This is a genomic window from Streptomyces sp. NPDC017095 (assembly GCF_044332325.1).
Lineage (GTDB): Bacteria > Actinomycetota > Actinomycetes > Streptomycetales > Streptomycetaceae > Streptomyces.
Genome location: NZ_JBIROU010000002.1, coordinates 387057 through 398807, shown reverse-complemented (window position 1 = coordinate 398807; position 11751 = coordinate 387057). Strand labels below are relative to the sequence as shown.

General features: G+C 68.9%; 15 protein-coding genes, 1 tRNA gene and 2 pseudogenes. 12 read left to right on the top strand and 6 right to left on the bottom strand.

Translation table 11 applies throughout. The features are described from left to right. Positions 1-570: 570 nt before the first annotated feature. Together ACH4OA_RS04800 and ACH4OA_RS04795 are read left to right on the top strand one after the other, a co-directional pair. Positions 571-966 (top strand): hypothetical protein, encoded by a 396-nt coding sequence (locus tag ACH4OA_RS04800; protein WP_397967642.1) that lies wholly within the window; start codon positions 571-573, stop codon positions 964-966. Positions 967-1075: 109 nt separating this feature from the next. Then, the gene (locus ACH4OA_RS04795) at positions 1076-1270 is read left to right on the top strand and encodes a hypothetical protein (RefSeq protein ID WP_397967641.1); all 195 of its coding nucleotides are present in this window, start codon (positions 1076-1078) and stop codon (positions 1268-1270) included. A gap of 133 nt (positions 1271-1403) precedes the next feature. Here ACH4OA_RS04795 and ACH4OA_RS04790 read toward each other — a convergent pair whose 3' ends face one another. Continuing rightward, on the bottom strand, positions 1404-2192 hold the full coding sequence (locus tag ACH4OA_RS04790; protein ID WP_397967638.1) for an SDR family oxidoreductase: 789 nt from the start codon (positions 2190-2192) through the stop codon (positions 1404-1406). A 122-nt stretch (positions 2193-2314) separates the two neighbouring features. Between ACH4OA_RS04790 and ACH4OA_RS04785 the strand changes: the two genes are divergently transcribed. Then, positions 2315-2953 carry a TetR/AcrR family transcriptional regulator gene (locus ACH4OA_RS04785; RefSeq protein ID WP_397967637.1) on the top strand — a complete coding sequence of 213 codons (639 nt, stop codon included), beginning with the start codon at positions 2315-2317 and terminating at the stop codon, positions 2951-2953. A 224-nt stretch (positions 2954-3177) separates the two neighbouring features. Here ACH4OA_RS04785 and ACH4OA_RS04780 read toward each other — a convergent pair whose 3' ends face one another. After that, on the bottom strand, positions 3178-3876 hold the full coding sequence (locus ACH4OA_RS04780; RefSeq protein ID WP_397939774.1) for an SDR family NAD(P)-dependent oxidoreductase: 699 nt from the start codon (positions 3874-3876) through the stop codon (positions 3178-3180). 114 nt (positions 3877-3990) lie between these two features. On the opposite strand from ACH4OA_RS04780, the gene ACH4OA_RS04775 reads away from it, so the two are divergent. Continuing rightward, entirely contained in the window at positions 3991-4857 is an 867-nt protein-coding gene (locus ACH4OA_RS04775) for a helix-turn-helix transcriptional regulator (RefSeq protein ID WP_397967633.1), read from the top strand. Between the two features lie 593 nt (positions 4858-5450). Here the strand turns inward: ACH4OA_RS04775 and ACH4OA_RS04770 are convergent. Next, positions 5451-5927, bottom strand: a pseudogene (locus tag ACH4OA_RS04770) (UTRA domain-containing protein); the annotation flags it as partial. 26 nt (positions 5928-5953) lie between these two features. On the opposite strand from ACH4OA_RS04770, the pseudogene ACH4OA_RS04765 reads away from it, so the two are divergent. The 6 genes and pseudogenes from ACH4OA_RS04765 to ACH4OA_RS04740 all read left to right on the top strand — a co-directional run. After that, a pseudogene (locus ACH4OA_RS04765) lies at positions 5954-6377 on the top strand (GntR family transcriptional regulator); the annotation flags it as partial. 1073 nt (positions 6378-7450) lie between these two features. Beyond that, entirely contained in the window at positions 7451-7954 is a 504-nt protein-coding gene (locus ACH4OA_RS04760) for a hypothetical protein (protein ID WP_397967631.1), read from the top strand. Next, positions 7951-8325, top strand: coding sequence for a winged helix-turn-helix domain-containing protein (locus ACH4OA_RS04755; RefSeq protein WP_397967630.1), 375 nt, complete (start codon positions 7951-7953; stop codon positions 8323-8325). Before ACH4OA_RS04760 ends, ACH4OA_RS04755 begins: the two co-directional genes overlap by 4 nt. 238 nt (positions 8326-8563) lie before the next feature. Next, positions 8564-8860 carry a hypothetical protein gene (locus ACH4OA_RS04750; RefSeq protein WP_397967628.1) on the top strand — a complete coding sequence of 99 codons (297 nt, stop codon included), beginning with the start codon at positions 8564-8566 and terminating at the stop codon, positions 8858-8860. Then, entirely contained in the window at positions 8857-9366 is a 510-nt protein-coding gene (locus tag ACH4OA_RS04745) for a hypothetical protein (protein ID WP_397967626.1), read from the top strand. The genes ACH4OA_RS04750 and ACH4OA_RS04745 overlap by 4 nt, the downstream gene beginning before the upstream one ends. A gap of 40 nt (positions 9367-9406) precedes the next feature. Continuing rightward, the gene (locus ACH4OA_RS04740) at positions 9407-9631 is read left to right on the top strand and encodes a hypothetical protein (RefSeq protein ID WP_397947238.1); all 225 of its coding nucleotides are present in this window, start codon (positions 9407-9409) and stop codon (positions 9629-9631) included. 145 nt (positions 9632-9776) lie between these two features. On the opposite strand, the gene ACH4OA_RS04735 is transcribed toward ACH4OA_RS04740, so the two are convergent. The 3 genes from ACH4OA_RS04735 to ACH4OA_RS04725 all read right to left on the bottom strand — a co-directional run bounded on the left by ACH4OA_RS04735 (position 9777) and on the right by ACH4OA_RS04725 (position 10944). Beyond that, positions 9777-9842: transfer RNA gene (locus tag ACH4OA_RS04735), tRNA-Arg, on the bottom strand. 98 nt (positions 9843-9940) lie between these two features. Continuing rightward, the gene (locus ACH4OA_RS04730) at positions 9941-10138 is read right to left on the bottom strand and encodes a hypothetical protein (RefSeq protein ID WP_397967624.1); all 198 of its coding nucleotides are present in this window, start codon (positions 10136-10138) and stop codon (positions 9941-9943) included. 50 nt (positions 10139-10188) lie between these two features. Then, positions 10189-10944, bottom strand: coding sequence for a GntR family transcriptional regulator (locus tag ACH4OA_RS04725; RefSeq protein WP_397967623.1), 756 nt, complete (start codon positions 10942-10944; stop codon positions 10189-10191). Positions 10945-11023: 79 nt separating this feature from the next. On the opposite strand from ACH4OA_RS04725, the gene ACH4OA_RS04720 reads away from it, so the two are divergent. Further along, on the top strand, positions 11024-11302 hold the full coding sequence (locus tag ACH4OA_RS04720) for a hypothetical protein (RefSeq protein WP_397967621.1): 279 nt from the start codon (positions 11024-11026) through the stop codon (positions 11300-11302). Between the two features lie 12 nt (positions 11303-11314). Then, positions 11315-11626: a hypothetical protein gene (locus ACH4OA_RS04715; protein ID WP_397967618.1), complete on the top strand. Its 312-nt coding sequence runs from the start codon at positions 11315-11317 to the stop codon at positions 11624-11626. Positions 11627-11751 lie beyond the last annotated feature (125 nt).

Below are 11751 nucleotides of genomic sequence, written 5' to 3'. Positions count from 1 at the left end.
GCACCCCCCGACGCCGCTCACCTTCCCCGCCCTCCCCTCCGGGTCCCCCACACCAGCCAGCCCCAGCGGGCGACCGCGCCTACCGCGAGGGCCACGAGAACGGCTCCCCAGTCGATGACGTGCGGAAGACCGGGAAAGAAGACGAAGAACCCGAGGGTCAGCGCGACCCCGCCGGCGAAGACGGCACCTCCGACCCGTCGCCGCCGCACTTCATCCGCCTGCTTCCGACCGGTCCTGTGCTGCTGCTCGGTCATGCCTCACTCACACGCTGCGGCGGCCAGGGCTGGCGCCAGACGCTTGAAGTACGGCATGGCCAAAGGAGGTCCCCTTCCGGTGGGTGCCTGTTGGAACACCGGGGCAACCGGAGTCCGGGCCGGTCCGTTGCGGGGGAGCGACACGCTTCACCGAAGTGAGGGATTGCAGGAGGACGGCGCTGACCAGGCGAAACGTTCCGGATGTCGGTGCGTGCTCTCGCAGCCGTACGACCGCCCGCTGCCGCGCCCGATGTCTCCGCCCGCTCCCGTACCCCTCCCGCGCCTCGGCCCGGACCCGGCCTGCGAATGTGGACCCGTGCTGCTCGATCCCAGGAACACGCTGTTCGTCCGCGGTGTCACGCCCGCGCTGCTGCTGGCTCAGGCGTCTGTCCACGACGCCTTGCCGCGCCTGACCGCGACGGCAGGGGAGCCGGTCCGGTGCGAGGGCTGGGGCATCCTGCCCCGGCTGACCTTGTGTGTCGTGGACGGTCCGGGGGACCACGGAGTCGTGGTCCCCGCTCTCGCCGCGCCGGTGATCGACGGAACGGGGGACGGTACGGCACCGGGGGACATGGCCGACTGGTGCGACGACGCCGAACGGGCCGGCGGTGCGGTCGTCCTGTCGCTGGACCGGCTCCCCGAGACGCTCGACTGGCCGGCGCTGCTCGCCTCGGACGCCACCCGCGGCGGCTTCCTGCCGACCCTGTGCTGACCGTCGCGCAGGCGCCGTCCGACCGCGGCCGACAGCTTTCCCGCCAGCCCACCGGTTGCGTCCGGTTCCGGCCGTTAAGCAGCGATTCGTGATCGTAAAGGATGGCCTCATGAGCCACGGCTTACGACGTATCAGCGGACTGGCACTCATGATCGCGGGCATCGCCCTGGGCGCCTGGGTGGTCTTCGGCGCCCCACACCACTGGCACGGCACCAAGGCGCTCGGCCGCGTGACCCTGGCGCTGTCCTCGCTGGCCTTGGTCAGCGGCTCGCCCCGCTTGATCTTCCCCGACGCGCGGAGCTGAGCCGCGAAAGGGCGCGGTCAGCGTTGCCGTCACGGACGTCAGTGCCGTCGTAGGCGCCGGCGGCTGACTATGGCGTGCAGCCCTATCCCTCCGTAGGCGCCCGCGACTGCACGGTCCCCACCGCAATGCCGGTTCAAGCTGCGATGCCGGCCTCGGGCTGGAGTGCGGGGCCGAGCAGCAGGCCTCCGTCCAGGACGAATTCCGAGCCCGTGGCGAAAGACGCGTCCTGGGAGGTGATGAAGAGCAACAGGCGGGTGATGTCGGAGGGTTCGGCGAGGCGCGGGATGGCGAAGGGATCGGGCGAGTAGAGGTCGGCGATGGCCGGCTGGCCTGCAATGGTGGGTTCGTTGATCAGCGGTGTGGAGACGACGCCGGGATGGATGGAGTTGACCCGGATGTTGTCCCGCCCCAGCTCCAGCGCGGCCGTCTTGGTCAGCCCGCGCACGGCCCATTTGCTGGCGGTGTAGGGGGCGTAGAAGGCCGTGCCGACGTGGGCCATGGTCGAGGCGATGTTGACGATGGTTCCGCCACCGCCCCTGCGCATCGACGGAGCCACGGCCCTGATGCCGAGGAACTGGCCGGTGACGTTGACGCTGAGGGTGTGTTCCCAGGCGCGGAGTTCGGTGTGCTCGATGGGGGCGGCCGGGTTCTGGACGCCCGCGTTGTTCACCAGGATGGTGACCGGTCCGAAGTGCCCTTCGACTTCTCGCACCACCGCCGCCCAGTCGTCCTCGCTGGTGACATCCAGGTGAACCGGCAGAGCCCGATGACCGAGCTGAGCAGCGAGATCGCGACCCGCGTCGTCGTCGCGGCCGGCGATGACGACGTTCGCTCCCTCGGCGTGGTAGCCCCGCACATGGCTGCTGCCCATGCCCCCGCTGCCGCCCGTGACGATGACGGTCTGGCCCTCGAAGCGTCCCATGATGCTTCCTTCCAGGCTTACGCCTAATGGTGAGCCGAGTGACTCACCTCCTCTCTCAAGCTAGGGGCTGGACCAGAGGCGAGTCAAGTGACTCACCTCGCAGCGAGAGGCATACTGAGGGCATGACGGCACAGCCTTCGGAGTACCACCGGCGCGTGGCAGCGCAGAAGCGGACGTCCATCATCGAGGCGGCGACGAAGCTGTTCCTCGACTCCGGCTACGACGGCACCTCGCTGGCCCGCATCGCCGAGGCGGCCGGAGTGTCGAGGGCGACACTGTTCAAGCAGTTCGCCACCAAGGCGGCCCTGTTCGAGGCGATCGTCACCGAATACTGGAAGGTCGACGACGAGGAGGCGCCGCTTCCCGAGCCAGGGAACCTCCGCGCGGGACTTGAGACCATCGGACGCCGCTACGTGGCGCTGCTCACCCAGCCCGGCATGGCCGCCCTCTTCCGCATCGTCATCGCCGAGGTACCGCGCTTCCCCGAGCTCGGCGAGACCCAGTTCAAGCTCGGCAAGATGCCCTACTTCGACTCGGTCCGCCGCTACCTGGAAGCGGAAAACGCCGCTGGTACAGCCCGGCTTGACGATGCGGAGACGGCGGCGACCCAGTTCCTCGGAATGATCTCCAACTACGTGTTCTGGCCACGGATGCTGCTCGCGCGCTGGGAGCCCGACGACTCCGCCCTCACCCACGCGGTCGACCAAGCGGTGCTGACCATGCTCGCCCGATACGGCACGCCGGGGACCCACGGCGCCTGAGACACCAGGCCACCCCACCGCTGTGCGTAACCACCCGATACCTTCCGCACAGGCAGGCCTCGACCCCGTCGAGTACACCTTCGCTCACACAAGTGCCGGACCCCTTGCGGCTGCCGCCTTCAGGACGGAGGCGCGCTCGATAGCCCACGCTGGAGCGCCCCGGACACCGCAACGACTGCGCCATGTCCTCGGCGCCCGAAAGAGCTGATCCAGCGCGGCCGGTGTCAGGACCAGGCGATGTCGCCATGGCGGGAGACGAAGCGTCCGCTGCCGGCGCCGGGCGCCTCGGTGGCGAGGCGGACGATCGCGTCCGTGCCTTCGGTGACGGTTTGGGGGCCGCTGTGACCGTTGAGGTCGGTCGCGGTGTAGCCGGGATCGGCGGCGTTGACGCGAATGCCCTCGAGCCCCTTGGCGTACTGCGTGGTCAACATCGTCAGTGCCGCCTTCGAGGCCGTGTACAGCGGCGCGACGACGTGCGACTCGGGTCGGTCGGGGTCGTGGGTGAGGGCGAGTGAGCCCATGCCGCTGCTGACGTTGACGATCACAGGGTCGTCCGAGCGGCGCAGCAGCGGCAGGAACGCGGTGGTGGTGCGGATGACGCCGATGACGTTGACGTCGAGGACGCCGAGGGCGTCGGCGGCGGTGAGGTCGCCGGGGTCGCCGACGGGGCCGTGGACACCGGCGTTGTTGATCAGGACGTCGATACGGCCCTCGTGTCCGGCGACGTTCGCGGCAGCGGCGGCCACGGACGCGTCGTCGGTCACGTCGATGGGGACGTAGCGTGCGCCGAGCGCAGCGGCGGCTTCCTCGCCCTGCTCGCGGTTGCGCGCTCCGACGAGCACGGTGTGGCCGCACTCGACCAGGCGGCGGGCGGTCTCGCGGCCGAGACCCTTGTTGGCTCCGGTGATGAAGGTAATCGTCATGCACTCGATGCTGATCCCCACGAGGGAGGCGGACCAGGGACGCTTCGACGGTAGGAAGACCAGTACCACCCTCGGGCCCACCCGCACGACCGGGAATGCAGGAGGATGGAGGGCATGTCGGCGATACCCGGAACCGGACTGGGCGTGATGATCCGCACGTGGCGGGACCGGCTGCCCCCGTCGGCCGCCGGGCTGCCGGCCGCTCGCAGCCGCCGGACGGCCGGGCTGCGCCGCGAGGAACTGGCTGACCTGGCCGGGATATCGGTCGACTACGTCGTACGCCTGGAACAGGGGCGGGCCGCGACACCCTCGGCGTCGGTGGTGGCGTCCCTGGCACGCGCCCTGCAACTGTCCACCGCCGAACGGGACCACTTTTACCGGCTGGCCCAGCTCGTACCGCCGGCGGACGGCACGATCGCCGACCACCTCCCGCCCGGCCTGCAACGGGTGCTCGCCCGTCTCGGGGACGTGGCGGTCGCCGTGTTCGCGGCGGACTGGCAACTGGTGTGGTGGAACAGCGGATGGGCCGGCCTGCTGGGCGATCCCTCCGCCTCGCCACCGCGGCTGCGCAACTTCGCCCGCGACAGGTTCCCGGTAGACGCCGGGACCACCCGCCTCGCGCTGTGGCCCGTGGCCGAGACGGACCGCGACGCCACCGACGCAGCCGTCGTCTCAGACCTGCGCCGCGCCACCGGCCGCTTCCCCCAGGACGGCCGCCTGGCCGCGCTGATCACGGAGCTGAACGCTGGCAACAGGAGGTTCGCCGAGCTGTGGGCGACCGGAGAGGTGGCCGCGCACCGCGAGGACCACAAGACCATCGACCACCCGTCGGTGGGCCCGGTCACGGTGGACTGCGACGTCCTGACCGACGGCGACTCCGAGTTCAAGATCGTCATCATGACCGCCGTACCCGGCAGCGAGGACGAAACCAAGCTACGGCTCACCGCTTTCGCCGGCCCACCGGCCACCACACACAGCTGATCTGACCTACGCGTCGACCGACCGGCCGCGTGCGCGTGGCGAGCGCCGCATCACGACACCGACCTCTACAAGGAGAAGAACACTCTCAAGAGCCTGATCAACAGGCTTAATGCCCTGGCATCGCTGGCTGTGTTCCTCAATGCTCTGCATCGAAGACCTCACACCGGACCACCGACGATCACAACTCGATACGCCTTGGCCGTCCCGTCGGGAAAGCGCGAGCCCACCCATCGTGCTTCATGGACTGACCGCACGCGGGACAGGGCACGGCATGGCCTTTCATGACGGGCCTCCCAGCGCACCGAGCAGGAGACACGCCGTACCGAAGAGAAAGAAGCAGCCTAATCCGATCATGAAGACGCCGAGCCTGACGACTCCGGCGCTCTTTTCCTCTCGCTCTACCAACGAGCCTGAGATCCTCTGCCCGAAATTCAGAGGGGCGGGCAACCGGCCGCTTCGTCGGAGCATTCGACCAAATCCGATGAGTGCGATGCCGAAGACGAGAGTGCACACGCTGGTCTCGAGCTGGTAGACCGGGTCATGGCCGTCCGATACCGCGATGATCGCTGCATCCCCCAAGCTGCCTGGCAGACAACTGTTCGCTGGTCGCTGTCATACGTCCGCCGGATGTGCGTGACGAGCGCGGCCTTCTGGATGCCGAGTAGCGACGCCTCCACGGCGGTCGCCTGCCTCGGCTCGGGCTGCTCCACGGCGTGGCTGACGGTGATCCCGATCGCGGCCAGGCGGTTCACGACACCCGCCCCCGCATGCGGCCCTCCCTCGGGGAGGACGACGAGGGTGCCGGCGGTGAGGTCGTACGACTCCCAGCTGCTGGACAGCTGCACGGGCCTGCCGTCGCCCAGGAACTCGTACATCGTCCGGAGACACAAGTCACCCTCGGCGATGCCGAGCCGAGCCGCGATGTCCGCGGGAGCCGGCACCTTGGCTTCGGGCCGGCTCTCCCCATCGCCCTGCCTGCCCGCGGCCTTCATGTCCGCCCGGAACGGCGACCCGTCGGGCCGCTCGCGCGCCGACGACCGAACCGTGCGCAGGACACGCGAACCCGGCTCGCCGCTGTGCGAATGCTGAGAAGGCGGTGACCCGGCCCATACCTTCACGCCATCAAGACATCACCGACGACCTCCGTCACCAGATCGCAACCGGCCGCATCAAGCCCGGCGAACGCCTTCCGTCCGAGACCTGCCTGGCCGACCGATACAAGGTCAGCACGGTGACGCTGCGGAACGCCCTCGCGGTCCTCCAGGGCGAAGGCCTCGTCGAGAAGATCCGCGGCAAGGGCACCTTCGTGCGCCGCTCACCCCGCGAGGTCATGTACGTGGGCGGATGGGGAACCCTGGACCGCCGCTATACCGGCCCTGCGCGTCACCGTCCGCGCCTCCACGGTGCAGGCGAAGGGGCACCTGACGACTTTGCTGAAGGTGTCAACGGGCAGCCCCCTCGCTGAGATCTCCTGCGTCAGCCACGAGGGAAAGTCACCGCACGGGCTGGCCCGCATCTACTGTGAGGGAACCTCACCACTCCTGAAGCGGGGGCGCAAGCAGCGCCTGCTGACGACGTCCCTCCATCTCCCGCGGGGCCCGCGGGGAGGGGAGCCGGAGCACCAACCGGCCCTCTCCCCGTCGCGTTATGCCGGCCTCTGTTGGACGCCGGGCATCGAGGCAGGGAGAGGCTCACTGTCCGCTGACCGTCGAACCTCAGCCGACGACAGCCAGCCACGACGGCGGGCGCGCCGACCGACCACGCACGCGTGTGCGTCGTCGCACCCCACCGACCTCAGCCACGCTGGCGATGTCGTCGACCGGAGAAGTTGCGACGGCCGGTCCGAAGCGCAATGCCTGAACATCACCTTGAGAAGCTCGTGTTTCCTGGCCCCGGCTGCCCGGCTGCCCGGCTGCCCGGCTGCCCTGCTGACCTGCTGCCCTGCTGACCTGCTGACCCGCGGACAAGAGCGCCGGAGCCCCTGGTGGGCTGCCGCTCGATCCCCCGTGGTTCCCCCGTACAACCTGGCACGCGTGTGGCACGACCCCTTGGGACCGAACTGTGAGAGAAGCAGTGGCTGACGTCTCTTCGGGCCATCAGCTGGCCTGCCTGGCGTTGCCCCTTGGAAGGGCCTTCCGATGTTGTCAGGACACAGCTAGCTCTTGATTGCCAGGTACTTTGTACTGCAAAGTTAAGTCGGAGCGGGGGCGATCATCTGACGGCCCGCTCAAGAGCGCTGCCAAAGCGCCGGCCGCAAGGGGGACAGATGGGGACATCCGCACCGAGCAGCGCGGGATCGGAGTCGAGAGCGGCTGCGGCCGCCTTGTTGGCTGCGACGGAAGGCCTCCGGGCGAGGACCCGCACGCAGACCAACGGAGCATGGGCTCCCCTCCTTGGCTTCGGGCTCCTTGCCCTGGCGGCCATTCCGGTCGCCCGGTACGCCTTCAACTTCGGAGCCCACGGGCGCTCCATCGGGTCCTATCCGGCCTTTGCTTATGCCGAGCTGACCGGCCTGTGCGTCGTCCACGAACCGGGAACCCCCTGCCTGAAGGGAGAGTTCGACGGAGCCGTCCTACGCTTCGCGGCATGGGGCGTGTGGTTCACGCTCCTCCCCCTCGCATGGTTCGTCTTCGCCCGCTGGTACCGCCTGCGTGGCGAGGCCCGGGGTGTCGTCCCCCGGCGCGGCATGTGGGTCCGCGCGACCGCCGCAGCCACCACTGTGATCACGACAGCTCTGGTGGTGTTGCTGTTCGGCAAGGACCAGCCGTGGGAGGCCGTGCTGCTGGAGAACTACTACGCCTCCCCGTGGTACCTGGTCGGCATCGGACTCCTCGCCCTCGGCATTGCCGAACGCAGTTGGATCGCCGCGGCGGCCGGCACCGCTCATGCCCTGCTGCTCACGGGCTACCTGGGAGCCTCCTGGGGCAGTGGATGGCTTCCCTGGCAGCACCCCGTCCACCCCGGCTGGGCCGACGGACCGCAAGTCAAGGCTTTTCTGCTCGCCGCGATCCTTCTCCTCGCCGGTCTGTGCGAGTGGGCAGCGCTCCGCCTCCGAGGCGCGCCCGGTGTCGCCAGCGAGGGTACGGTCGATTCATGAGCGTCGAAGACTCGACTGCTACGCAGGACGACCAAGAGGAACTGCATCCCACCCAGGCACTAAACGACACCGTCCACCAGCGCGTGCGGCTCGGCGTCCTCACCGTTGCCCGTGAAGCCGACCGGGTCGACTTCAGCTTTCTGAAGAAGCAACTGGCCGTCACCGACGGAAATCTCTCCCGCCACCTGAAGGTGCTGGAGGAATCCGGAATGATCACTGTGGAGAAGGGCTACGCCGGTCGACGCCCCCGAACATGGGTAACCCTCACCCATGATGGCGCGCAGGCCCTGGACGCCGAACTTCGAGCCCTTCGCGCACTCGTGCTACGCCTTGAGGCTCCTCGTCCCGCGCCCAGCACACACGACACGTGATCACCGCCTCACCTGCTATCACGCACCAGCTCGTTAGAAGGTGCGCGGGCCTGAGCGATGTGCTCGCCTGCGTGTTCGCAGGTCGTCCACGAACGGAAAGCGTCAAAGCGCTTGCTGTCGATTCCGGGATGCCTGCTCGATGGTCGTCTCGGGTGGCGAAGGCGCGTGCCATCGGCTGGAACCAGGGCGTTCGACAGGGTGACGCCGGAGCAGCTCTACCGTGAGGTATTTAGGTACTATGGCAGCGGAGGTGTTGACGATGACGATGGCGGCGAAGCCGGTGCGCCAGTCCCCGCTGAAGGTGGACCCGGCGACGGACAAGTTGATCAGCCAGGGCGCTCATTTCCTGGGGCTGACGAAGAAGGACCTGGTGGCCGAGGCGGTCCGGGCATATCTGGAGCAGCGCCGTGAGGATCTGCGGTCCGGCATGGTGGAGGCGCTCAGTGTGCTGGATGGCTCGCTGAAGTCGGATGTGATGCTGCTGACCGGGCTGACCGCGGAGGAGATCGACGCGGTCGGGGGGATCGAGGAATGAGCGGACCCGGCCCGCTGCGCCCGGCCCGCCCGACGCTGCGCTGCTTACGCGAGGATTTGTGCCTCGCGGTGCCGCCCGTCACCGCGCCGCTGGACGAGATCGACCACCCGGTGCTGACCAAGGCGTCCGAGCAGTTCGCGGACGAGGACGGCAAGCACGAACGCATCCGGTCCGTGGACGACCAGGTGCTGTTCAAGGTCAAGGTGCAGCGGTGGCGCGGCGCGGTATGGCTGGACGCCGATCTGCCGTGGCTGGTCTCGGCGGGCCGGCGCGAGGATGGCTCGGGCGATGACTTCTATGCAGCGCTTGAGGCTGATGGCCGCGCCGCCCGGGCTCGCTACAACGCGGAACATTCCGACGGCCTGAAGACCGCGACGCACACCGCTCACCTCCTGCCCGCGCGCGAGGACCACGTCCGGTACCGCGCCGAGGCCGGTGTCCGCTTCGTGCGCCGTCTGCGGGCAGCTCTGCTGGACCTGGTGCACGCCGCTACGCGACGGCCGTGAGCACACACGCGAGTTCGACACCTTCACCCTTGGCCTCCAGGTGCGTGCGGACGACGGCCACGAGACTTATCTCGCCGTCCGGATCACCGGCTCCGTACCGCCGAACCTGACCGTGCTGATCCTGCGCAACGTCCCCGGCTGCGAGGCTGAGGGCTGGTATCCGGAATACGCCCTGCCGGAGCGGGACCTGCTCCCGGCCGAACAGGCGTGGTCCAACCTCATGGACCCACGCGCGGCCGCCCAGGTGCTGGACGAGGAGGGGTAGCCAGGCGTCCGTCGGCGCGAACTGTCACACCGATGTCGGGGTATGTATCCACGATCGTGGACAGTCAAGGCGCTTGGTCTCACAGCGCTGTGCATCCGGACATCAAAGAATCCCTCACGCGTTTCCGCAGGTGAGGGGCTGTGTGCGCCCCCGGCAGGACTCGAACCTGCGGCCAAGCGCTTAGAAGGCGCCTGGTGTATTTGCCTGGGGCCTGCTCCTGACCTGCGCAGTCACGCCTTCCCTTCGCCGCATGCCACCTGCCGTCGACACGCATTCGACACGGCCCTTGGTGGGCCTGTCGGCTCCAGGCTACGGCCGTTGGTACGCCGAGGAGTCGACACCTGCTGCGGGTTCTCTGGCGAAGGTTACGTACGCGGGGTGCTCAGGGTCGCCGACCTCCATGAGCGCGAAGAGATCAAGGTCGTGGTTCGCGAACCTGTGGAGGTACTGAAGGAACAGCTCCATCTCCTCGTCCGACAGCCGCTCGCCGTGCCGCTCGTTGCGCATGCGGTCACGATACGGGCCGAGAGAGTCGACCTTGCCGGGAAGCGGGCCCGCTACCGGTTGATCGGAATCTCATAGACGATCTCGCAGTGGGCGGCGGGCACCACGATGTCCGCCGTCTCCACGGGCCGCCCCTCGTCGCTGTAGTACGTCCGCCGGATGTGCGTGACGAGCGCGGCCTTCTGGATGCCCAGGAGTGACGCCTCCTCGGTGGTCGCCTGCCTCGGCTCGGGCTGCTCCACGGCGTGGCTGACGGTGATCCCGATCGCGGCCATGCGGTTCACGACACCCGCCCCGGCATGCGGGCCTCCCTCGGGGAGGACGATGATGGTGCCGGCGGTGAGGTCGTACGGCTCCCAGCTCGTGGACAGCTGCACCGGCCTGCCGTCGCCCAGGAACTCGTACGTCGTCCGGACGCACAGAGCACCCTCGGCGATGCCGAGCCGGGCCGCGATGTGCGCCGGAGCCGGCACCTTGGCCTCGGTCCGGCTCTCCCAGTCCCCTTGCCTGCCCACGGCCTTCATGTCCGTCCGGAACGGAGATCCGTCGGGCCGCTCACGCGCCGACGACCGGACCATGCGCACGCGCTGCCGGGGCTCGGCGACGTACGTGCCCGAACCGGCGCGGCCCTCCAGCACACCCTGGGAGATCAGCAACTCCTGCGCCCGGCGGACCACGTTCTCGCCGACCCCGTACTCCTGGCCGATCTGGGCGCGGGACGGCAGACGGTCCCCGGGCTCCCATACGTGCTCCGCGATCCTGCGCCGGAGTTCGTCGGCGATGCGGAGATAGGGCGGCTGCTCAGGCATATGGAAAATCTAGTCCACTAGCTCTAATCTAGTTAACTAGCTTCACTGAAAGTGATCGCCGGTTAACGGAGGCTGCCCTGTGCCCGCTTCGGGATCTCGCGCGGTGGCCATCGCCGCCCGGCTGTCCGCCATCGGACTCCCCGCGCGCGCGGAGGAGCACGACCGGTACACGTCGATCGAAGCGGAGGTACCGGAAGCGCTCTCCGCCGACTCATGGCGGAAGGCCCTGGAAGCCGTGGCCGAGGCAGATCGGTTCGGCCTCCTCGCCACCAGCCTGGACGGCCGCACCCTCTGGGCGGTCGTACACAAAGCGGTCCCCACGACGGGCGATGTCGGGGGACCGAGCCATCAGCGATAGGAGCTGAGCAGCGTGCTCAACCGTATCCGCCGTGCCGTCTCGCTCGCCAGAGCGCGGTACGCCCCCAAGGGCAGGCACCGCCGCGCCTTAACGCCCTCCCTGCCGACGGTCGCCCCCACCTTCCCGGCGTCCGCCGATGCGTCGAGACGACCACTGGACCGGTTCTCCGACAGTGCCGACCATCGACCCCCGCTCGCAGCGGAGGACACCGCACTCGTCCGCCCCTACGTGCTGGCCTGGGAGGAACGAGTACGGCCACGGGCGGTGGTCGTCGCTTCCCACCTGCCGGCTGAAGCCTGGGCGACCCTCGCGGGGGCCGGCTGATGTCTCCACGCCAGCAGCTTCGCGTCGCCGACGCCTCGGCCGTCCCCTACCGGTCGACCGCCTGCCGTATGGGCACACACCCCCTCTGCACGGAGTCATCTCCCGTCTCCGCGCCGGTCGACCTG

Bases quoted from the DNA above. Each gene is read 5' to 3' on its own strand.
- ACH4OA_RS04755 (WP_397967630.1), top strand. From the start codon at position 7,951: ATGAGCGTCGAAGACTCGACTGCTACGCAGGACGACCAAGAGGAACTG.
- ACH4OA_RS04785 (WP_397967637.1), top strand. From the start codon at position 2,315: ATGACGGCACAGCCTTCGGAGTACCACCGGCGCGTGGCAGCGCAGAAG.
- ACH4OA_RS04795 (WP_397967641.1), top strand. From the start codon at position 1,076: ATGAGCCACGGCTTACGACGTATCAGCGGACTGGCACTCATGATCGCG.
- ACH4OA_RS04780 (WP_397939774.1), bottom strand. From the start codon at position 3,876: ATGACGATTACCTTCATCACCGGAGCCAACAAGGGTCTCGGCCGCGAG.
- ACH4OA_RS04775 (WP_397967633.1), top strand. From the start codon at position 3,991: ATGTCGGCGATACCCGGAACCGGACTGGGCGTGATGATCCGCACGTGG.
- ACH4OA_RS04730 (WP_397967624.1), bottom strand. From the start codon at position 10,138: ATGCGCAACGAGCGGCACGGCGAGCGGCTGTCGGACGAGGAGATGGAG.
- ACH4OA_RS04790 (WP_397967638.1), bottom strand. From the start codon at position 2,192: ATGGGACGCTTCGAGGGCCAGACCGTCATCGTCACGGGCGGCAGCGGG.
- ACH4OA_RS04745 (WP_397967626.1), top strand. From the start codon at position 8,857: ATGAGCGGACCCGGCCCGCTGCGCCCGGCCCGCCCGACGCTGCGCTGC.
- ACH4OA_RS04725 (WP_397967623.1), bottom strand. From the start codon at position 10,944: ATGCCTGAGCAGCCGCCCTATCTCCGCATCGCCGACGAACTCCGGCGC.
- ACH4OA_RS04750 (WP_397967628.1), top strand. From the start codon at position 8,564: ATGGCAGCGGAGGTGTTGACGATGACGATGGCGGCGAAGCCGGTGCGC.